Genomic DNA, 20,418 nt, shown 5'->3' on the forward strand with positions numbered 1-20,418 from the left:
GGACCAGGGCGGCCCACCATCTTCCGAGGGGTGGTAATCCGCTGGCGCGCGTCTACGTGATCTACTCACCGTCTGAAACCAAGCGGTGTTGCGACGACCCCTTGAACCCAAGAAGTTCTCCCCCGCCCCGGCCTTGACGCGCTTCTACTGCTCCGCCCCGCTGAGAGCATCGGGAAGGAGCTCCAAAGGGCTAACTGGCGCCGAAGGCTGAACGGGCGAGCCGCCCGTGGCTCCGGGGAGGGCGCCGACTCTGCCCCTGGGCCCGGCTGAAACCATGTTCGCCTCCGTCTGGGTGACCGGCCGGTTGAGGAACTTGCCTGCGATGGCGACAGCCGGAGCGACGAGCGCGAAGGCCAGCCAGATCTTCGCGGTGTTGCCGTCCTTGCCCAGCAGGTAGGCGACTCCGAGCACGGTGGTCATCGCGACATAGGCCAGCACGGAGTCGAAGCACTGATGGATTCGCTCGTCCCTCTCGTGCAGTCGCTGCCGCTCATCGTTCCAGGCCAGGATCATGTTGGCCTTGCCGGCGCCGTTCAGACCGCTGGGCTTCACCTTGTTCTCGAGAAAGTCCCAGAGTTCCTGGTCTTCACGCTTTCGTGTCATCGCTCCCCTTGCCGCAGGTCACGAGCCAGCTCGGCGACGATGGTTCGCTGCCGACGGCGGGCGGCCTCTCGCCGTTGAACCCTGTCCCCCAGAAGCTGCGTGACAAACCCCAAGACGGCGGTGCCGGTGGAACCGACTGCGACAAGCATGTGGATCTTCCCCATAGTGAACTCACCTCCCAAGTAAGGCAGTTGATATGGAATTGATCTATCCGGATCAGTGGAGCATCGAGCTCCGACGGGGAAACGGCCCTGCCATGCGGAAAGTTCGAGGTTCGGTCGTTTTCATCAAATTGGGTGACCCACTCCGGGCATTCCGAGGGTGACCATAGACCGGCGGGCAAGCCACGCGGCTTCGGCCTGCTTGGTGCGGACGAAGGTCAGGGTCAGGTCGATGCCTTCGATCTCACCGAGCCACTGCTCGTCCTCGGCGCGTTTGCGGCGGAGGATCAGACCCTTCTCGATCTCGGCGAGCCTGGGGAACATCCCGGGGTTGACCTGGAACATGGGGCAGCGAATGCAGGCTTATCCGAACTAAACCAACTGGCTGACTGGTTGGACGGATCGCAGTCGAGTTACTGAAAGTAGTGGGCGGAAATCTTGGTACTTGGCGGCATCCGAGCGTGTCGCGCTGTGGCACGGCCACGGTCATCGAGGTCGCGCCACCTTGCGCCTGAGCCCACTTCACGGGTGTCCAGGTACGAGAGCACCGAGCACCCATGGCCGTCATTGCTTATCGGAGCTCAGGCAGTGGCCCGGAGTTCTTCGGGTAGCAGCCCTCTTCAAGCCGGAAGAGGTACTTCCGGAGGTCCGAGCCGAGCCCTTCAGTGATGTAGGCGGCAAAGTCCCTCAGCCCCTCCGCGGCTTCCCGCTCGTCGGACCTGTCGCTGGACGACCATCTGGGCAGGAGGGACTCCAGGTACTCGGTGACCCGCCCACGGTCGCGCCACCAGTCCCGAACAGCCTCGGATGTCCATCGGCTGTCACCGTCGCAGGCATAGCCGCGGTACGGATCTTCCTGGGCTGCTGTCACCAGGTTCAGGACCTCGGCCGTGGTCACCGGCTGGCGATACACATATTCACCGAAGTACTCGCCGCCGTAGAGCACATGACGCGGTGCGTGCAGCCGGCCCGTCCAACAGTTGTCGGCGATGCCGGTGTAGAAGGGGCCAGGAACGTTCAACCAGAGCCGGTCCTCCCAACGCCCGCCGAAGGACGTCTCGGGCTCGCCTTCTGGAAGCGCCGCTATCGGTTCCCAGCACAACTCTTCGTAGGTCATCCGCGAAGCTTAGGATCCGATGGGAAGGATCTCTCAACGTCGGCGCTGCTTCGTCCGGTGTCGCGTCGGATGTCGGGCATGCCGAGGTGGACCGTGGACGGCTGAGTTTCACGCTCGCGCATGGCCTCCAGCTTCTGCGCGGCGGCGGCCATGGTGGACCGGGTCCGGACCGACCTGGTGCGGGTCGCCGGCGACCTGGACCGCCTGCTCGCCGGGCGCCCCCTCCACCGCACCCCGCCCGGTACGGTCCCGCCGGTCCGCTTCACCCCCGCCGCCCGCCCCTCTCTCCGGGGCTGGACCGCCGCAGTGCCCGGCCTGGCCGCCGCCCTGCTGCTCCTGTGGCTGCTTCCGATCCGGCACGTTGTCGCCCTCGCGCGCCGCGGCCCGCCTTCCCGGGCGCCCGGCCCGCGTGGCCGACACCGAATCCGTCCTGGCCGGGGTGCGCGCCGCCGGGACCTGGCGGCCCGGCCGGGTCGCCTGCCTGGAGGAATCCCTCGCCGTCCACCTCGGCTCTGCCCTCACCGGCCGGCCCGTCCGCTGGGTGCTGGGGGTCCGGTTCGCGCCACGCGGCGCCCACGCCTGGGTCGTCGCCGACGGGCACGTGATCGGCCAGGAGGAAGCGGACCGCGTCTGGCCGTACCTGGCCGTCCTCACCACCGGCTGATCGAACATGCGATGGAACGGGGGTATGGCCGTGTCCACCCGTATGGGTGAAGCGTTGCGGCAGATGTGACAGACACACAGCTCCACACCAACGCCCCCCGCACCCCAGCTCTGGAGCGGATCGGAAACCTGCTGCGCCGCCGGCGCCCGGCACCCGGTCCGCTCCCCGCCTGGACGCTCGGCAGTGAGCGGCACGAAGACCGCGCCGACGGCCTGCTCACCATGACCCGCACCCTGCCCCGCCTGGCCCGCATCGCCCTGGGCCTGGCCTGGCAGGCCGACCGCACCGCGCTGCTGCGCCTGTTCGACCTCCAGCTCGCCGCCGGGGCGCTGACCGCCGCCGCCCTCCACCTCACCCGCACCGCGCTCGCGGTGCTCTTCGCGGTGGGCGCCCCGCTGGACCGGCTCGGCCGCGCCGAAGGCGCCCTGCTCGCGCTGGCCGCCGTGGCCGCCGCCCGCTCGCTGGCCTCCGCCGGCACCCTCGCCCAGGCCGCCCGGCTCGGCCCGGCCGTCGACAGCCGCGCCGAACTCGCCTACCTGGAGGCCGCCACCCGCGTCCCCCTCGCCGCCTACGACAACACCGCCTGGTGCGACCACGGCGAAGCGGCCAACAGGGCCGCCAAGGACGCACACACCGTCCTCGACTCCCTCACCTCCGTGACCGGCGCGGTCCTCGGCATCGCCGCGGCCGGCGGCATCCTGACCGGCCTCGACCCGCTGCTGCTGCCCCTGCTGCTGCTCGCCGTCGTGCCCAGGGCCTGGGCCGCCGCCGGCGCCGCCCAGGCCGCCCACCGCGCCGACCGGCACGCCGTCGGCGACCGCCGCACCCGGCACATCCTGATGTACCTCGCGTCCGGGCGTAGCACCGCGCTCGACGTGCGCGCTGGCACTATGCGGCCATGGCTGCTCGGCCAGTACCGGGACGTCAGCCGCCGCCTGGAGGACCACACCGCGCGGATCGGCCGGGACACCGCGCTGCGCCAGCTCGGCGGCGACGCCCTGGCCGGCGCCGCCGCGCTCGGGGTGTATGGGGCGCTGCTGTGGCTCACAGTCCACGGCCGGGTTCCCACCGCCGACGCCGCCACCGCCCTCATCGCCGTCCAGACCAGCCGGGCGCTCCTGAACGGCCTGGCCACCGGGCTGGCCACCACCTACCGCATGGGCCTCTACCTGGGCGACTGGGCGGACTTCCTCGCCGACGCGAAGGCCCGCACCGCCCTTCCGGCCGCCCCCGCCCCGGTCCCGGTGAACCCCGCCGTCATCCGCGCCGACCGGGTCACCTTCGCGTACGAGGGAGCAGCCGCTCCGGTGCTGACTGGTATCTCCCTGGCCGTCCGCCGCGGGGAGGTCCTGGCGATCGTCGGCCACAACGGCGCCGGGAAGTCGACCCTGGCCAAGCTGCTCGCTGGCCTCTACCCGCCGACCAGCGGCACCGTGACCTGGGACGGCACCGACCTGACCGCTGTCGATCCGGACGAGCTGTTCTCCCGCGTGGCGATGCTGCCCCAGGACATCGCCCGCTGGCAGGCCACCCTCCGGGAGAACATCACCCTGGGCCAGGGCGACCAGGGCGACGGGGCCGTTCTCGCCGCAGCTCGCGCCGCGGGTGCCACCGAGGTCATCGACTCGCTGCCCGATGGCTTGGAGACCCACATCCGGCCCTCCCAGTCCGGCGGCCGGGACCTCTCCGGGGGGCAGTGGCAGCGGATCGCCGCCGCCCGCGCCTACGCCCGCAACGCGCCGCTGCTGATCTGCGATGAACCGACCAGCGCGCTCGACCCACGGGCGGAGCAGGCCGCCTACGACCGTATCCGCGAGCTCGCCGCCGGCCGGACCGTCATCCTGATCACGCACCGCCTGGGCTCGACCCAGCACGCGGACCGGATCGTCGTCCTCGACCACGGCCGCATCCTGGAGGAGGGCGGGCACCACGAACTGTTGGCCGCCGGCGGGGAGTACGCGGCGATGTGGACCACCCAGGCGCGCGCCTTCGCCCCTGTCCCGTAGCCGCGGCCGATGCCGGTGGCGCGCCTGGCCGACAACCAGCCGGCCAGGCGGGTCTGCAGCACGTCGGCCAGCTCGGCCGGGGACTGCCCGAAGGAGCGGACCGCACCGGCGGAGGCGGTGGGGAACCGGCTGTTCATCGGGTCATCCCCGTGCCGAGGACCGGGCGGTGAGCCTGGCCGCGATGCCGCTGCGGTCCACCAGGCGTAGGCGCTCTCGAACTCCTCCCACAGCCGCCGGGCTCCGTACTGGCGCACCTGGTGCTCGTGCTCGCCGTCGCGGAACGTCGTCGCCGACCAGGCCGGTTCGGTCAGCGAGTACAGCCACAGAGTGCGGGCGCCGTCGTCGTGCGGCTGGACCGCGTGCGTGACGCCGTCCAGGAGAAGCCCATCAGGAAGGTGAAGGCCGCGTGCCGGCCGTGCTCGGGCGGCGTGGTCGCCGTGCTGCTCTCGGCAAGGGTGCCTCCGCCTCCAGGCGGCTCGGGCCAGGTGAGGCGCTGGGAGCGCAGCTTCATGAACTCCACCGGCGCCAGGAAGCTGCCCGACGCGGTGCCGTCGCCGTGGACCGTCAGGCGCAGCAGGACGTCGAGGTTGCTGTAGTGGGTGCCCCAGGGGGTGAGGATGAGGGCGCCGGGACGGGCCTGGCGGATCCAGGCGTGGGGGACCTCGCGCAGTGCGCAGGTGCCAAGCCGGTTGCGGATCCTTGCGCCTCCACCGTTCCGCTCGGCTGACGAGACGTCAAGATCGCGCGGGAGCGGCCGGGTGGTACGCGTCGGGCGGGCCGGCCCGGTGAGGCAGTGGAACTCGTCGCTGGTGATCAGGTCGCCGAGTTTCTCGCCGCGGGCGATAGCCTCCTCGGATTCGACCTCGTCGCGGAACCCGGAGTCGGAGGTACCCAACGGTGGAGTCGGGTATTGGAACTGCCGGAATACCTTCACGGTGGAAGCCTACGATCATGGCCAACCCGGACCGGAAGAGTGGCTCCGGTTCGGCCATGTCCGGAGCGTTCGGCAAGGGAGTGTTTCGAAGTGCGGTGAGGACCGCGCAGCCACAAGATGGGCATCCCTGTCACGGGCAGCGCGTCGACCGGGTTCAGGATCCCGAGGTGTTGACCGAGATCATTCTCGCGAACGGCACTGTGGACTGGGGGGCTGGCATCGGCCTTACCCGGAGGCTACGTTGGCAGCCATGACTACCGGGACGGCATTGCGCCACACACGGATTGGTGACCCGGTGCTCTTCTGAGCGCCGTACGGGCCGGTGCCGGCCCGCTGTTCGATCGAGGATCTTGCGCTGCTGCGCGGGCTCCACCTCCGTCGTGTTGATCACAGGCTCGACACGTCAACCACGACAGGAGAATTCATGCCCACCAAGATGCTGCAGATTCCCACCGCGGACGGCCAGGCCGACGCGTTCGCCGCCTTCCCCGACGGTGGCGGGCAGCACCCGGGGGTGCTGATGTACCCGGACGGCTTCGGCATCCGGCCCGTGCTGCGGGAGATGGCCCGCGAACTGGCCGGGCACGGGTACTACGTGCTCGTCCCCAACCTCTTCTACCGGCACGGCCCGGCACCGGTGATCGAACTTCCCGAGCACATCGGAGAAGAGGTCCGGCCCGCGGTCTTCGCCCAGCTGATGCCCTTGATCGAGGCGCACACCACAGAACGTGTCCTGAGCGACGCCGACGCCTACCTCAGGTTCCTCACCGCTCAGCCCGAGGTCGGTGCCGGACCGGTCGCGGTGACCGGCTACTGCATCGGCGGCCTCCTGGCGACGCGCACCGCAGCAGCCCACCCAGGCCAGGTAGCTGCCCTCGCCGCATTCCACGGCCCGGTGGGAGTCGACGGACCCGACAGCCTCTCCAAGCTCACCGCCGTGGTCCACTTCGGCCACGCCGAGAGCGACTTGACGCCCGAGGCCCTCGGCGGGCTCAACCAGGCCCTGGATGCCGCAGGTGTCAGCTACACCTCCGAGATCTACCCCGGCACCATCCACGGCTTCACCATGTCCGACACCGACGCTTTCAACCCCGCCGCACTGCAGCGCCACTGGGACCGCCTGCTGCCCCTCCTCGGCCGCACCCTGGCCAACGGCTGAGGCTCCGGCCCGGAAATCAAGTCCGAAGTCAACGTCTCCGGAGTCCTAGCGATTTTTCGGAGCTGGTGTGAGGGCGGGCAGGCACAGCCCGCCCTCACCGATTGCGAGTTAGAGATGTCCGGCTACTCACATCGGCGGCGTAGGCGGCCCAGTCTCCGCCTGATGCCCTGCTGCCACTGGACGGCGACTTTGATGTGGACCCCGAGCATCCGGGCGAGGATCGCGGCCGGGACTTCGGTGGCGAGGGTGAACAACGCGGTGGAGCGGTCCTGTTTGGGACGGATCCCGATTTGATGAAGACGCTTGCCGATCTGACTGTCGGTGAGGGGACGTCCCGGCCAGCTCGCGCGGCTCGCCGAGCACAGCATGGAGTGGGCGTAGACAGGCCCCGAGTGCCGGGGCCGCCGACCGGCACCGCACAGGCCCGGTTGGTGCTGCCGGAGTAGCACCCCGGCAGCCGCGACAGCGCCGGCGGCCGCCGGAGTGCGGGCAACACACTCCGAGCACCGGCGTTCGGTGTTCAGTGTTTGCCCTGCACGGGTGCGGCGGCGGGTGGAAGAATCCCCTTCCACGCGCGGGGGGGGCAGTCCCGCGCACGGGGCGAGACAGCGAGGCGGGGGCGCGGGATGCGTCGAGAAGCACGGACACCAGCGGCCGGACCGCACCCGACAGCCGAAGCAGGCCCCGGGGCGGTGGTGGTCCCACCGGCGGCGAGGGGCGCGACCCCGGCCGCGGGGCCCGGTGGAGACCGGCGTCCGGCCGTCGGCCCGCGACGGAGCAGGCCATGACCCCGTCCCCCGGTACCGGGACCGAGCCGCCCGCCGAGAACGACCGCCGCACCGCACCGGCCGCGCCCGGCTCGGCCGGGGACAGCGAACCCGGCGGCATCCGCGCAACCGGCACGGCCAGGCAGAGCAGGGACACGGGCGGGGCCAGCAGGGTGTCGAACCGGGTAGAGGGCAGCACGGTCGGCGGGAGCGTGTTCCAGTACCTCCTCAAGGAGGGACTGCGCACGATCTACCGAATCTCCGGAACAGAGGGCGCGCCTGCCGCGGCCGAGGCGCTGGACCACTGGCTGTCCCGGGCGAGGCGGTCGCGGACTCCGGTCTTCGTCGAACTCGCCCGCAAGGTCCAACGCCACCACGACGCCATCCTGCACGCGATCGTCGAGGAGTTGGGCAACGGACTCATCGAGTCCACGAACACGAAGACCGGGCTCATCATCCGCAGAGGCTTCGGCTTTCGCTCCGCCGAGGCCGTCATCGCCCTCGTCATGCTCTGCCTCGGCGGCAACCGCCCCACCCTGCCCCGACGCCAACTCACATGATCCGACCCACAGATCCAGCACAAGAGCCGCTTTTCGCATGCCCGATCACATCAGCACACAGCAAGGCCTCCGCCATCCTTAGGTTCTAACGGTCCTCGCAACACCCTCGATCTGTGGGAGTTGCGAGGACCGTGGCCGTTGGACGCGATGATCTTTCGGGCTTGAGGGAGCGCTTCCTTGCGCGGCTGGATGTCGTGGGGAGCGTGACCCTGGTGGCGTGTGAGCTGGGGGTGAACCGGAACACTGCCTTCGGGTGGGCCCGGAAGGCCGGACGGAGTTCGGTAGGCCTGCCGCGGCGGCATCCCGGGCGGGACGAGTACGAGCGGCTTCGGGCCGCCGGTGTCGCACGCCGGGTGGCGGCCGGGCAGGTCGGCGTGAACGAGCGCACGGCCAAGGACTGGGACTGGGGCGTCAAGAAGACCCGCACCACGCGCACCTACACCGACGGCCGCCGTGTCGACTACACCGCCGGGACCGTCACGATGGGCGGCGTGACCACAGCACCAGTGGGCCTGCAAGCCCTGGAAAAGCAACTGCACCCGCGGTTCCTGACCCTGGCCGAGCGCGAACGAATCCGCGATCTTCACGCGGCAGGTCAGTCGCTGCGGGCGATCGGACGGGACCTGGGGCGGCCGGCGAGCACGGTCAAGCGGGAGATCGACGCGAACGCGGGCAGCGAGGGCTATCAGCCCTACGCGGCCCACCGGGCGGCGGCGGCGCGCAGGCCCCGGCCCAAGGAGCGCAAGCTGCTGCGCGAGGGACGGCTGCGTCGCTTCGTCCAGGACGGACTGCGCAGGCGGTGGTCACCGGAACAGATCTGCCACGCTCTACTGACGGAGCATCCCGACGACGAGAGCATGCGGGTGAGCGTGGAAACGATCTATCAGGCGCTGTATTTTCAGGCCCGCGGCGGCCTGAAACGGGAAGTGCAGGCAGCCGTCCGCTCCGGCCGGACCCGCCGAAAACCCCGCCGCGACCCCGAGCGGCGCACCCCGCGGTTCATCGATCCGATGGTGATGATCAGCGACCGGCCCGCCGACGTCGAGGACCGGGCGGTGCCCGGCCACTGGGAAGGGGACCTGATCATCGGCGCGGGCGGGCGCTCCGCCATCGCCACCCTGGTCGAACGAAGCACCCGTTACACGATGCTGGTCCACCTGCCGGGCGGAGCCCACGACGCCGAGACCGTCCGCGACGGCCTCGTCCGCACCGTCCAGACCCTGCCGGCCCACCTGCGCGGCTCCCTCACCTGGGACCAGGGCAGCGAGATGGCACGCCACAAGCAGTTCACCATGGCCACCGGCATGCCCGTCTACTTCTGCGACCCCGCCTCACCCTGGCAACGCGGCTCCAACGAGAACACGAACGGGCTGCTGCGGCAGTACTTCCCGACGGCCACCCACCACCCCCTCCCCGTTCCCAAAGACCACCAACCCGTCCCCACGTAAAACAACGGCCGCCCACCCATGACCCTCGGCTGGGATACCCCCGCCGAGCGTCTACGTGATCTACTCACCACCTGAAACCAAGCGGTGTTGCAACGACCCCTTGAACCCAAGATCGGGGCCTCTTGTCGTTTCCGGAGGAAAACCTTGGACGCCGACTTCATCACGATCCTCGCGGTCGTCTCCCTCGCACGCGCCATCGGGCGCGCCACCGTGCTGGCACTGCTCGTCCGCTCAGTCGTGCGGGCGTGCGTCGCCCGGACCAGGCCCACGGACGTCCCCGCCCTCGTCCACGAGCTCACCGGCCTGGTCGGCGCGCTGGAGAGGCCCGCCCCCCGCCGTCAGGGAGTGCGCGAAATCGCGGCCCCGCTCCACGCACTCCAGGCCAGTTCCGAGCCCGCTCCCGCGCCGCGGTTCCCGGCCGTCCCCGGCCAGGCCGCCGAGACCAAGGCCACCTCGCCGTCCGCCGGCGGCGCCCGGTGACCCGCCGCCAGGTCCCCGCCGACCCCACCGCCCGAGCCGCGACCACCAGTACCCTGCGGTTCAGCGGGCGGGCGCAGAAGAACATCGACACCCTGATCCTCCTGATGGCCACCCTCGACCTCTCCGAGGCCGAAGTCCGCCGACAGACCGGCGAATCACGGTCCCACCTGCTGTGGCGCTGGAAGTTCCAACGCACCAGGGGCTTCGGGATCGACGCGACCCAGGCCCGGCGCGCGCTCGACGAGCTGAGGGAACTGGCCGACGGCCTGCCAGCCGAGACCAAAGCCGACATCACCGCTGTGGAGCGCGGCATGCTGCGCGCCTGCGAATGGTGCGAGCAACTGAAAATCCCACCGGCGACCCGGCACGGGGGCTGGCCCCAGAAGTTCTGCTCGCCCGCCTGCCAGCAGAAGAACTGCCGCAAGCGCGCCGCTCAGAACCAGGCGTCCGCCGACGGTCCTTCCTGAGGCTGCCGGTAGGCCCTGGTGCTGCGCCCCCGTGGTGCGGCCGGGGGCGCAGCGGCTTCGGGCGGGCCTCAGACGGCCATGGTGGAGGCCCGGTTGTGGAACGGGCAGGCGAGCTGGGTGACCTGGCCCTGGGTGAGGGAGGCCGTGGTCGCGGTGGTGGTGCTCGTGCCGAGGAGCTTCAGGATCTCCGTCGAGAGCAGGTCGGGCCGGTCCTTGAGGGCGTCGGCGGTGGGCTGGTCGGAGGCGAAGACCATCTCGGCGGCGATGTTGTCCTGCACGATGCGGGCGAGGTTGTCGAGGGCGACGTGGACCGGGTCCGAGGGGGTCTGGGCGGTCATCAGGTCGATGAGGTGGGTGGTGACCTGCTTCTGGTCCATGAAGTTCTTGAGGATGATGCTGTTCTGGTTCTGGACGTAGGTGGTCCACATCGACAGGACGACGACGTACAGGCCGGACCAGGCCCCGCCGATCTGGTTGCGCCATCGGGTCATCAGCTTGGAGACCCCGTCGATCTGCATGCGCGAGGCCCAGTACATGTTCGTCCGGATCGACGGGTACACGTCGGCGGTGAACGCCTCGAAGCCGGCCATGTCGAACTCGCGGGTGCGGATCGTCGTCGCGATGTAGGCGTGGGCCTTGTCGAGGATGTAGGCGCAGGAGTCGCGCAGGCTCCCCCCGGTGGTGTCGGACGGGAGGTTCGCGGAGTCCAGGGTCTGGCGGGCGGTGTCCAGGGTGGTGGAGAACGCCTGGAGGGCGGAGACCCAGGAGACGTTGCCCGGCCCGTTGAACGCGACCATCTTCAGGTCGTGCGGGTCGATGTACTGGGCCTGCGCGGGCAGGATGTTGTTCGGGTCCAGCGACGGGGAGCAGATGGAGAAGATCCCGAGCGGGGTGTGGGCGATGGACTTCGCCAGGGCGAAGACCGGGTCCACGGGCTGGACCTGCTCCACGACCGTGCCCTTGCTGACCAGGTAGTAGGTGCCGCCGGTCATGTCGTTGTCGACGACGATGACCGGGTCGAGCTGGTTGACGACGTTGGCGCGGAGCGTGTCGTAGTTGCCGCGCATGGCGGCGTCCACGGCGAGGATGTTGGTACGGGCCTGGGCCGGGGTGGCGCTGACGGCGGTGGTGGCGCTGACGGTGGTGCCGTCGGCGAACGCGGTGCGGGTGGTCAGGCCGGTCAGGGCGGCGGCAGCGCCGATGGCGGACGCTCCGCTCAGGACGGTTCTACGGGTAGGCACTTTTCTTGATCCCCCTCGGATGGTGCGAGCACGGGCCGTGGTCGGCCCGCCCCCTCGCTCGATGTGCGCTGTACCTGGTGGTGCAGGAGGAAGCGCCCTGCCGCGGTGGGCGGCGGGGCGCTTCCTCACGTAGTCACGGGGCGCACGGATTCCTTCCCCGGGCCGTTGCGTCCGCTGCGAAGGACGGGCTTGTTCGGGGGTGGGTGCGCGCCGCGAACTCCGCAGCGGACGACTGTCGGACGACTGTCGGACGACTGCCGGGGCCTGGTCAGGCCAGGTCGGCGCCCTTGGCGACGACAACGCCGTACAGGTCCTCGATGGTGGCGAGCGCGCCCAGGTGCAGGTCGGCGGCGCTGACCTCACCGGCGGCCGTACGCAGGGGGCGGGTCGCGGAGGCGTCGGCGACGACGGTGGCGTGGTCGCCGCGCAGGAACGCGCCCTGGGCGGTGAAGGCCACGCACATGTGGGTCATGAACCCGGCGATGATCACCTTGCCCTTGGCGGCGGCGTCGACCAGCTCACCGAGGTTCGTGTCGAGGAACGCGTTCGGCTTGCCCTTGACGACGGTCGGCTCGCCCTCGACCGGGGCGACCTTGGGGTGGATCTGGCCGATCTCCACGCGGATGTCGTACGGGGTGCCCTCGCCGCCGTCGTTGATGACGTGGATGACCTTCGCACCGGCCGCACGGGCACGGGCCAGGAGGTCGGCCGCCGCGTCGAGGGCGTCCTTCCAGCCGTCGAGCTCCATCACACCCTGGGTGTAGGTGTTCTGGTAGTCGATCAGGATCAGGGTGGAGTCGGCCAGCTGGGCCGGGCTCTGGTCGAAGCTGTTGAGGTCACGCAGGGTCGTCGTCGCCATGGCTGCACCTTTTTCGAGCATTGGTTCGATCGGACGTGACCAACGCTATGATCAACAAAGTGTTGACGGCCAGGACGTTCAACCCGCAGATACGGACATCCCGTTGACGCCCTGACATGCACTCGACTCGGGGGAGAACCAGGTGCAACCCGCAGGCCAACTCGTCGCCATCATGCTGTTTCCCGGGGTAGACCTCCTCGACGTCACCGGCCCGCCGGAGGCCTTCGCCCTGCTGCGCCGCGAACTGCCCGACGTCGCGGGCTATACGGTCGTCCTGGCCGCCCCGACGCTCGAACCGGTTACCACCTCGGCCGGGGTCCGGGTGCTGCCGGACACCACGTTCGAGGCGCTGGCCGCCGGCCGCATCGGCACGCTGATCGTCCCCGGGTCCGTCACCGTCGGCCCGGACGGCCAGGTCCGTGCCGACGCCGACCCCGAGGTGGTGGGGTGGACCCGGGTCCTGGCCGAGCGGTCGGCCCGCGTCGCGTCCGTGTGCGTCGGCGCGCACCTGCTCGCCGCCGCCGGGCTCCTCGACGGCCGGCGTGCCACCACCCACTGGTCCACCGCCCAGCAGCTCGCCGCCGACCACCCGGAGGTCCAGGTGGACCCGGACCCGATCTTCATCCGCCAGGGGGACATCTGGACGGGGGCGGGGCTCACCGCCTGCCTGGACCTGTCCCTCGCGCTGATCGCCGAGGACTTCGGCGAGGCCGCTGCGCTGCGGGTGGCGCGGCAGTTGGTCATGTATCTGAAGCGCACCAGCGGGCAGAGCCAGTTCAGTGTGCCGCTGGAGCCGGTGTCCTCGACCCGGCGCATGGAGGGCTTGCGCCACCACATCGCGGCGAACCTGGCGGGGCCGCTGGGGCTGACCGATCTCGCACAGGCGGCGAGCCTCAGCGAGCGGCAGCTGACGCGGATCTTCCGTACGGAGTTGGGGACGACACCGGCGGCGTACGTGGAGGCGGCACGGGTGGAGGCGGCACGGGCCCGGCTGGAGGCCACGGATGACACACTGGACCGGATCGCCACGGTGTGCGGATTCAACACCACGGACACGCTGGCGCGGGCGTTTCGGCGCAAACTCGACACCACGCCGAGCGAGTACCGGCAGCGGTTCCACCACTCCCTGCTTGCAGCGACTCCGCCGCTCACCCCATCCAATTCCCTTGACGTTCACAGGGGTTGAGGCGGACGGCGAGCCATGGGCTCCCCTGAGAACATTGCGGCGCACGGATCAGGGCGCCCCAGCCCGGCAGATGCCCGCAGTCGGGCGGCCAGTCCTCGTGGAAGTCCCTGCGGCGCCATGACCCGCGACCAGCTCCAGCATGCCCTCGAACGAACCGAACACCGACACCAGGCCGCCTCGTAGCATCGTCGCCGTGCTGCCCGCAGGCTGAAACGGCGAGGCCACCCTGGCTGGGCGGCCTCGCCGTTCTCAGCGTGCCTCGCGGGCGCAGACGGCGACTCGGCGTCTTCCGTGCCCAGTACGACCTTGGCGGTCAGCGAGAGCACCTCCACGCACCCGGCGACGTTCGCGACCAGCCCGCTGGTGATCAGGCGGGCGGTATCCACCAACTTCTTGTCCAGCGCCCAGTCTTCGAGGGCCTTTCTGCTCTTCCGGCGGACTGGGAGCGCGTGCTTGGCGATCGACAGGATTGAACCTGAAGGCTCGGCTTGTCGTGTCGGCGGACAGCACAGCCCCTCCCCGCGGGGTGCTCCGCCACCCGCGATCACCATAGGTAGCAGGGCCCGGCCGGCCCGATGGGGCCGCCTCGAACGCACCACCCTGTACCCGTATGCACATTCGACTGATCTGGCTGACGGCGGAGACTCCGGGCTGTTCACGGAGGTGCGTAGTGCGGGGAGTTGTCCTGATTGTCCAAGGAGAGGGTGAGACGTTCCCCGGGGCAGTTTTTGCAGCACCCACTACAGGAGGTGCACCGTCCCTAGCGGGCAGTAGCGTTTGTTGTGGCTCCCGTGACCTTGAGAGCCGCCCTGGTCAGCGGACGTGACCCGCTGGCCAGGGCCCGTTCGTCGATCAAACTGTAGGTTGACTATGACCAAGCCCGGCCGACTCCCGGCGGTGCGCGAACGCGCGCCCCGCGGTGGTGAACGCTATCAGTCCCGTTCTCTCGCCCGTGGGATCGAAGCGCCCGCGCGAGCGGGTCATCGAGGTGCGCGGGGCGCACCTTCCGGCGGACGCGCTGCTCTACGCGCCGGCCCTGTGCTGGGCTCTTTTCGCGCTGGGCGGCTTCGAGCGGGACGTCGTGGTGCTGCTGCTGTGTGCACGCGCGCGTGGCACCGGCTTCACCTGGTGGCGGCTGACGCTGCGTTGACGCTGTAGTGCGGGCCCGGTGAGAGCCGGGCCCGCACGTGACCGCGCCCTTGGTCCGGCCCCGTGCGCCGGACGCAGACAGGCACATCCAGGGACTGCGAGAATATGCCAGAGGCACTACACGCTGGGCCCGGAACCGCACCGGGCCTGACACACCACTGCCGAACCCCCGACGCCGGCTTCTGGGAGTTCGTGACGCTCGTACACCGCCACTACCTGGCCTACGCCACGGCCAGGCTCACGGATGGCGTGAGCGGCTCGGCTGCGGTCGAGCACGCGCTGGAGCGCGTTCGCTCCAGCTGGACGGCCCTCCTTGCCGGCCCGTCCACTGCCGGTGACGCCTGGCGCCTGCTGCGCGACGCGGTCACCGCCCACCGGCCCGTTGACGACGGCTGGCATTCGGCGGCGAAGCCGGTCGACATGCTGCACCGGTACCTGCCGGATCCACTGGCCGACGCCGCGCTCCTTCACCGTCGGCTCGGCCTGTCGGCGGCCGACGCCGCCCACCTCATGGGCACCGACGCCGCCGCGGTCCAGGCCGGGCTGCGTAGCGCCCACCGGCTTATGGCCGACGTCGTGCGGCTGGCACGCCTCGGAGCGGGCGGACGCCGACCTGGCCCTCACCGCCCTGGAATATGCCCTGCACGGCCGGCCCGTCGAGCCCGGAACGCTGATCCATCACAGCGACCACGGGTGTCAGTACACGTCCATCAAGCTCACAACCCGCCTGCTGAAAGCGGGAATCGAGCCGAGCACGGGCACCATCGGCGACTCGTTCGACAATGCGCTGGCGGAGAACTTCCGGAGCGTCCTGAAGACCGAGTGCGTGCGCCGCACGACCTTCGCGACCCGCACTGACGCCGACCTGGCCCTGTTCGCCTACATCGACGGCTTCCACAACACCCGCCGTATCCAAAAGCGCCTCGACTGGCTCAGCCCCGACGAGTACGAGGCGAAGTACTACGCCGACCAGGCGACGGCCGAACCAGTGACCCTCGAACCACCCACACCCGTCCTGACCAGGTAATCAACACCTCCCGCACAACGGGGGAAGCTCACGGGGTTGTAAGGCCGGCCGGGGCAGCTCATTGGATCAACTCGGTGTGCGGATGCTCGGGGGAGGTCGGGCAGACGTAGATCTGCATGTTGTCCGTGCTGCCTACTTCTACCCCCGTCGGCTGCGAGGGGTTCTGGCCCGCGTAGTGAGCGCCGGCGGCGTTGGCCTGGTCCTCCTGCGGCACCCAGCCTTCGCCGCCGTCCCACTCAAAGGAAGCGATCGTCAGCAGCGGGACCATCTGCGCCTCGCATAGAGCGCAGTACAGGTCGATCGGGTCGGTGCGGCCCCATGGGGGCCAGCCGCCGACCTTCCAGCCGGGTGCGTTGCCCAGATGCATGGAGTAGAAGTCGCGCGGATACGCCGCGTAGGAGCTGGCCAGGTCGGCGCCGCCCGCCTGCCACCTGTTCCAGTCCTCCAGCATCTCCTGCAGCTCCGGGCTCAGATCAAGGCTGTTGGGGTACTCGGTGATCGCTTCCGGTGCCAGCAGGCACGGCTGCGGCACGTAACCCGGATAGTCGGCCTCGTACGGTTCCGGTGGTGCGACGAGGACGTCGCCGACGTCCGCGGCGGACCGCCAGAACAGTGCGGTCGCCGGCTTGTAGTCCGGATCGTGCTCATACGGGCACCAGAGAATCTGAAGCAGATCAGCCTGCCCAGGCGGCCGCAACAGGGGTACATCGCGCAGGAACAACTGAACCACGGGCAACATCGGGACCGAACATTCCGCCGGACCGGGAAGGCCGGCTTCGAACCGTTCGGCAAGCCAAGCGGCATTACGCTCCTTGAGAGCCGCTTCCTCGGGCGTGAGCGTGGACTCGAGGTCAGGGCGCCACCGGTACCGCAAGGCTCTCTCGAGCCGCACTTCGGTCGGTGACCGGCGGAATCCAGTGTCTACGTGCAGGTGCGCGTCCTCGCAGTGCGGCCACGGCTCTCCCGCCGGCCACAGCAACGGCCCGCCGACCGAGCTGTCCCGAACCGAAGGAGACCCCGGACGCGGATGCAGCCGTATCGCGGTGCGTGCCAGCGGCGCCAGCTCGGGGAAGACCGCTGTCACCTCGACAGGCCGCGGTGGAGTGGTGCGTACGAAACTCATACCGGTGATCTTGTCACCAGCTACCGACAGCAGGGGCCAGCCCACCCGGCACCCCCGGGCGGCCCAACCATACGAACGGCGGCGGAACCAGCCGATCTGGCCCTTGACTCCGCCCTTCTCGTGGGCGCCGCGGATGCCGGGCTGGCAGTAGAGGCTGTCCAGGCCGTAGTGCGAGCAGAATGCGGTCCACCGCTCGGTCTCCACCCGCTGCCGGGAGAACCCCAGGACCTGGGCGACGGCGGCCTTAAGGTTGTCGTAGCGGACCTTCCCGGTCGGCACTCCGCCCAGCACGTTGAGAGCGTGGACGTGGCCCGCGAAGAACGCCTCCTACCCGGCCGAGGCGAACACGCTTCTCTGCACTATTCAAGCGAGTCGGTGAAGACGGTGTCGGCGTACACCCGTATCTGCTCAGGACGGTACAACCGAAAGTGCTCGCCTCCCTCGGCCGAGAGACGAGGGTGCTCGGCGTAATCGGGAGGCGATACAGGCGGGGATCCGGAATACTCCGCCAAGTGATCGAGATGCAGCCCGTCCTGGAGATCTCCACCCCTCACGGCTTCGACCTCTGGCCTGTCGCCGAGATCGCGCCGTTCGGCTTCCTGCCTCTCAGCGGTGAGCTCTCACCGACCAAGGTCGGGACGGCGGTGATGCTCATCGCGCGTTGCAATGACATTGACCCCGACGGCGACCGCCCGCCGTGTCCGGCCGACGCACTCGGCTCGTTCCTCCACGGACTGCTGACCTCCGACTACCCCCTCGCGGCCGGCGGCCTGCGGGTCACCGACAACTCCACACGTGTCACCTTCCTGCCTGGCTGCTGCGACGGACTGGAGGACTGGCGCGACTGGCACAAGTTCGTCGACGAAGGCAGCCTCCTCGGCTTCGGTCACGACCCCGTGTCACCGATTGCGGAGCGCTTCGGCGACACCGTCCGGCTCACCGTCAACGCCGAGCAGAGCGACAGTCTGGTGATCGAGCTGTCCATCACCGAGCTCCGCCACCTGCTCGCCGGTGCCGAGCGCGACCTGGCCGACTTCCTCGCACTGGCAGCCGACTGGGCCTCCAGGCACCTGCCCCGCCACTGCGTCCCCGTCACAGCCGCCCTCGCCCGGGTTCTCGACCTTCCCGCGCCGGCCATACTGCCGGAGCCGTAGAACGGCGGGCCCGGATTCGACGGCCAAGAAGGCGGGCCCGAAATTGTCATCGTCTGCGACGCGGCGAGCATGCTCGGGTGTACCTGCCTGGGCACTTCGACGTGTACGCCGACAGACGGGCGTTCGATTACTGACCTCGGCGTTTCAAGGTGATGGCGGTGGGAGGTCGAGGGAGAGTCCGGTCCCGATGAGGAAGCCGTTGAGGATGTCGGAGCGGTACTGCAGCCGTTTGAGGCGGTTGCGGACGAGGGCTTCGAGCCGGTCGAGGGCGACACTGGCGAGGTTCGCCAGACTGCGTTTGACGTGGACCCACAGGTACTCGACCGCGTTCAGCTCGGGTGCGTGGGCGGGCAGCACGAACACCGTCAGCCAGTCCCTCGCGTCGATCAGGTCGCGCATCGCGTGGGAGACGTGGGTGTTCAGCCGGTCCCACACCAGCACGATCGGTGCCCTGACCAGCTGGTGGATCCCGTCCATCAGCCCGCTGTAGTCGTGTTCGGACAGGCTGCGGCGCTCGCCCTTGCGCCCGGTGTGGCGGCGCAGCCGGTGGCACAGGCGGGTCCGTGAGCCCGGTCGCATCGCGATCAGTCCGGCGACGGAGATCCTCCCCGAGCGGCTGCCGCTCACCTTCACGATCGGAGTGATGCCGCGGCGTCCCCATGTGCGGCCTTTGGGCGGTCCGCGGGTGAACCCGGCTTCGTCCTCGAAGCAGAGCCGGCCGTCGCAGGCCGCCCGGGCGCTTTTACCTCCGTCCACGTCGCCTCCCTCCAGGCGGCCACGGCCTGCTCGTCGCGTTCAGCGGCCCGCCGCACGGGGACCTGCGGGGTGAAGCCGAGCCGGCGCATCAGACGGGTGGCCCCCGAGACGCTGTAGGACACGTGGAACTTGCGGCCGATCAGCGTCGCAACCCGCGCACCGGTCCACACCTGGTCCTGGTCCCAGCCGTGCACGGCCAGCCCCTGCTCGAGGTATTCGGCGAGCTTCTCCCGGCACCGCGCCGACAGCTTGCATCGCTGCCTGCCCGGTCCCCCGTGAGGCCAGTGCCCCGATCCCGTCCTCCCGCCAGGCCTGGTGCCACTGGCAGGCCGATTTCGCGGTCACCCGCAACCTGCGGCCAACCTCCCTCGGCGGGACACCTTCGTCGAACAACGCGGCGGCCTCCAGCCGCACCGCCTCACGGCGCTGACGCGCCTTCGCCGTCAGCCCGCCCCCATCCGCATATCGCATACCACCGGCACAACGCGCAAATGACTGGCAGTCAGCTACACGAACAGGCCAATCACCTTGAAGTGCCGAGATCAGTAACGCCGGCTTCGGCGCGGACTGGACGCTTCACCACCTCCGGCACAGTGCGGCCGCTCGCATGGTCCGGACAACGGCTTCTAACAGCTGTGGCCGTACTAACCAGGGGTTCCGACGTGCGTGCTGAAGAACGCAGGAAAATCCTCGATGAGGCAGGGATGGCACTCGTGGAGAGAGACTCCGCGAGTGACCTACCACCGAGTCCTGAGCAGATCATGCGGCTGCGAGCCATTTTCGGCGGATCAAGGAAGCGGGCAGTCCCCCGGATTGGTGTGCCGAGTGCCGGGTAGGTCCTCCGGCATGACAAAAAGCCTCACCCCCTGCCCCAGTCACCTGGTGCCGCTGATCACTGACATCACGACCTTCAACGCCGCGTACAAGGCCGCGAAGGCCGCAGATGCGGTGTTTGTGGCGGTCGAGCGGGTCGGCCGGTCGTGGACGGTCCGGGCTGACACCCTGACCGCCCTTGGCCACCAGGTCGACGACGAGGTGCAGGTCGCGCTTTCCGAGGCTGCGGTCAGGCTCGTGGCCAGTGGTGAACTGAGCAGCGGCTCTTCGCCGGGCCCGGTCCACATCACCCTGCGCGGTGTCGCCGACCTCGAGCGCGCACGGGAGCTGGCGGCCGCGGTGCACGCCGCGCTGCTTGGCGACCTGGTCCCGCTCCGCCATGCCGTTCCCATCGGCGGTCAGATCGGAAGCTGAGCTGAGCTACTGGAGGTGGGAACCGACTCGGCAGGTGGGTGGTCTTGCTTCGGCGACCCGAGAGTTTGCCCGAGCACGAGCAACTTCAGCTCAAGCACGTCCTGGCCAACTGCCTCGAACTGGACGCTCTGACCCGGCATGTCCGCTCCTTCGGGGCCATGCTCACCGAACGCCGGGGTGAGCGCCTGCCGGAGTGGCTCGAAGCCGTCCGGCAGGACCACCTGCCCAGCCTCCACACCCTTGCCGCCGGCATCGATCGCGACTGGGACGCCGTCACCGCCGACCTCGCCCTGCCCTGGAACTCCGGCG

The 20,418-nt window shown here is 69.7% G+C and carries 19 protein-coding genes and 4 pseudogenes; 13 read left to right on the forward strand and 10 right to left on the reverse strand.

What is annotated here, in order from left to right:
* Positions 1-144 precede the first annotated feature (144 nt).
* The 3 genes from ACFRAR_RS11320 to ACFRAR_RS11330 form a co-directional block, all read right to left on the reverse strand.
* The gene (locus tag ACFRAR_RS11320) at positions 145-603 is read right to left on the reverse strand and encodes a hypothetical protein (RefSeq protein ID WP_380697264.1); all 459 of its coding nucleotides are present in this window, start codon (positions 601-603) and stop codon (positions 145-147) included.
* A gap of 287 nt (positions 604-890) precedes the next feature.
* Positions 891-1,109, reverse strand: coding sequence for a recombinase (locus tag ACFRAR_RS11325; protein ID WP_380697266.1), 219 nt, complete (start codon positions 1,107-1,109; stop codon positions 891-893).
* Positions 1,110-1,335: 226 nt separating this feature from the next.
* Positions 1,336-1,881 carry a hypothetical protein gene (locus ACFRAR_RS11330; protein ID WP_380697268.1) on the reverse strand — a complete coding sequence of 182 codons (546 nt, stop codon included), beginning with the start codon at positions 1,879-1,881 and terminating at the stop codon, positions 1,336-1,338.
* Between the two features lie 19 nt (positions 1,882-1,900).
* On the opposite strand from ACFRAR_RS11330, the gene ACFRAR_RS11335 reads away from it, so the two are divergent.
* Both ACFRAR_RS11335 and ACFRAR_RS11340 read left to right on the forward strand, forming a co-directional pair.
* Entirely contained in the window at positions 1,901-2,545 is a 645-nt protein-coding gene (locus tag ACFRAR_RS11335; RefSeq protein WP_380697270.1) for a lasso peptide biosynthesis B2 protein, read from the forward strand.
* A gap of 65 nt (positions 2,546-2,610) precedes the next feature.
* Positions 2,611-4,551, forward strand: coding sequence for an ATP-binding cassette domain-containing protein (locus ACFRAR_RS11340; protein WP_380697272.1), 1,941 nt, complete (start codon positions 2,611-2,613; stop codon positions 4,549-4,551).
* Between the two features lie 307 nt (positions 4,552-4,858).
* Here ACFRAR_RS11340 and ACFRAR_RS11345 read toward each other — a convergent pair whose 3' ends face one another.
* Entirely contained in the window at positions 4,859-5,446 is a 588-nt protein-coding gene (locus tag ACFRAR_RS11345; RefSeq protein WP_380697274.1) for a hypothetical protein, read from the reverse strand.
* Positions 5,447-5,909: 463 nt separating this feature from the next.
* On the opposite strand from ACFRAR_RS11345, the gene ACFRAR_RS11350 reads away from it, so the two are divergent.
* The 5 genes and pseudogenes from ACFRAR_RS11350 to ACFRAR_RS11370 all read left to right on the forward strand — a co-directional run bounded on the left by ACFRAR_RS11350 (position 5,910) and on the right by ACFRAR_RS11370 (position 10,366).
* Complete coding sequence (locus tag ACFRAR_RS11350) at positions 5,910-6,644, forward strand: dienelactone hydrolase family protein (RefSeq protein WP_380697276.1); 735 nt, start codon at positions 5,910-5,912, stop codon at positions 6,642-6,644.
* Between the two features lie 784 nt (positions 6,645-7,428).
* Entirely contained in the window at positions 7,429-7,971 is a 543-nt protein-coding gene (locus ACFRAR_RS11355; RefSeq protein WP_380697278.1) for a transposase, read from the forward strand.
* A gap of 482 nt (positions 7,972-8,453) precedes the next feature.
* Positions 8,454-9,494: pseudogene (locus tag ACFRAR_RS11360) on the forward strand (IS30 family transposase).
* 69 nt (positions 9,495-9,563) lie between these two features.
* On the forward strand, positions 9,564-9,899 hold the full coding sequence (locus ACFRAR_RS11365; RefSeq protein ID WP_380697280.1) for a hypothetical protein: 336 nt from the start codon (positions 9,564-9,566) through the stop codon (positions 9,897-9,899).
* Positions 9,896-10,366: a hypothetical protein gene (locus tag ACFRAR_RS11370; protein ID WP_380697282.1), complete on the forward strand. Its 471-nt coding sequence runs from the start codon at positions 9,896-9,898 to the stop codon at positions 10,364-10,366. The genes ACFRAR_RS11365 and ACFRAR_RS11370 overlap by 4 nt, the downstream gene beginning before the upstream one ends.
* A gap of 68 nt (positions 10,367-10,434) precedes the next feature.
* Here the strand turns inward: ACFRAR_RS11370 and ACFRAR_RS11375 are convergent, their stop codons facing one another.
* Positions 10,435-11,607: a hypothetical protein gene (locus ACFRAR_RS11375; RefSeq protein WP_380697284.1), complete on the reverse strand. Its 1,173-nt coding sequence runs from the start codon at positions 11,605-11,607 to the stop codon at positions 10,435-10,437.
* Positions 11,608-11,875: 268 nt separating this feature from the next.
* Positions 11,876-12,466, reverse strand: coding sequence for an isochorismatase family protein (locus tag ACFRAR_RS11380; protein WP_380697286.1), 591 nt, complete (start codon positions 12,464-12,466; stop codon positions 11,876-11,878).
* A 172-nt stretch (positions 12,467-12,638) separates the two neighbouring features.
* Here ACFRAR_RS11380 and ACFRAR_RS11385 point away from each other — a divergent pair, with 172 nt between their 5' ends.
* The 3 genes from ACFRAR_RS11385 (at position 12,639) to ACFRAR_RS11395 (ending at position 15,828) form a co-directional block, all read left to right on the forward strand.
* Positions 12,639-13,652, forward strand: a complete 1,014-nt coding sequence (locus ACFRAR_RS11385) for a GlxA family transcriptional regulator (RefSeq protein ID WP_380697390.1) — start codon at positions 12,639-12,641, stop codon at positions 13,650-13,652.
* Positions 13,653-14,604: 952 nt separating this feature from the next.
* Positions 14,605-14,802, forward strand: a complete 198-nt coding sequence (locus ACFRAR_RS11390) for a hypothetical protein (protein WP_380697288.1) — start codon at positions 14,605-14,607, stop codon at positions 14,800-14,802.
* 333 nt (positions 14,803-15,135) lie between these two features.
* Complete coding sequence (locus tag ACFRAR_RS11395; RefSeq protein WP_380697290.1) at positions 15,136-15,828, forward strand: transposase; 693 nt, start codon at positions 15,136-15,138, stop codon at positions 15,826-15,828.
* 58 nt (positions 15,829-15,886) lie between these two features.
* Here ACFRAR_RS11395 and ACFRAR_RS11400 read toward each other — a convergent pair whose 3' ends face one another.
* Entirely contained in the window at positions 15,887-17,242 is a 1,356-nt protein-coding gene (locus ACFRAR_RS11400) for a hypothetical protein (RefSeq protein WP_380697291.1), read from the reverse strand.
* A gap of 230 nt (positions 17,243-17,472) precedes the next feature.
* Between ACFRAR_RS11400 and ACFRAR_RS11405 the strand changes: the two genes are divergently transcribed.
* Positions 17,473-18,105 carry a hypothetical protein gene (locus ACFRAR_RS11405; protein ID WP_380697392.1) on the forward strand — a complete coding sequence of 211 codons (633 nt, stop codon included), beginning with the start codon at positions 17,473-17,475 and terminating at the stop codon, positions 18,103-18,105.
* A gap of 144 nt (positions 18,106-18,249) precedes the next feature.
* Here the strand turns inward: ACFRAR_RS11405 and ACFRAR_RS11410 are convergent, their stop codons facing one another.
* The 3 genes and pseudogenes from ACFRAR_RS11410 to ACFRAR_RS11420 all read right to left on the reverse strand — a co-directional run.
* Positions 18,250-18,861, reverse strand: coding sequence for a transposase (locus ACFRAR_RS11410; RefSeq protein WP_380697292.1), 612 nt, complete (start codon positions 18,859-18,861; stop codon positions 18,250-18,252).
* A gap of 62 nt (positions 18,862-18,923) precedes the next feature.
* Positions 18,924-19,055 (reverse strand): annotated as a pseudogene (locus ACFRAR_RS11415) (winged helix-turn-helix domain-containing protein); the annotation flags it as partial.
* A gap of 148 nt (positions 19,056-19,203) precedes the next feature.
* Positions 19,204-19,332: pseudogene (locus ACFRAR_RS11420) on the reverse strand (hypothetical protein); the annotation flags it as partial.
* Between the two features lie 375 nt (positions 19,333-19,707).
* On the opposite strand from ACFRAR_RS11420, the gene ACFRAR_RS11425 reads away from it, so the two are divergent.
* Both ACFRAR_RS11425 and ACFRAR_RS11430 read left to right on the forward strand, forming a co-directional pair.
* Positions 19,708-20,109, forward strand: a complete 402-nt coding sequence (locus ACFRAR_RS11425) for a hypothetical protein (protein ID WP_380697293.1) — start codon at positions 19,708-19,710, stop codon at positions 20,107-20,109.
* 38 nt (positions 20,110-20,147) lie between these two features.
* Positions 20,148-20,378: pseudogene (locus ACFRAR_RS11430) on the forward strand (ISL3 family transposase); the annotation flags it as partial.
* Positions 20,379-20,418 lie beyond the last annotated feature (40 nt).

The sequence above is a fragment of the Kitasatospora sp. NPDC056651 genome (assembly GCF_042792155.1).
Taxonomy (GTDB): domain Bacteria; phylum Actinomycetota; class Actinomycetes; order Streptomycetales; family Streptomycetaceae; genus Kitasatospora.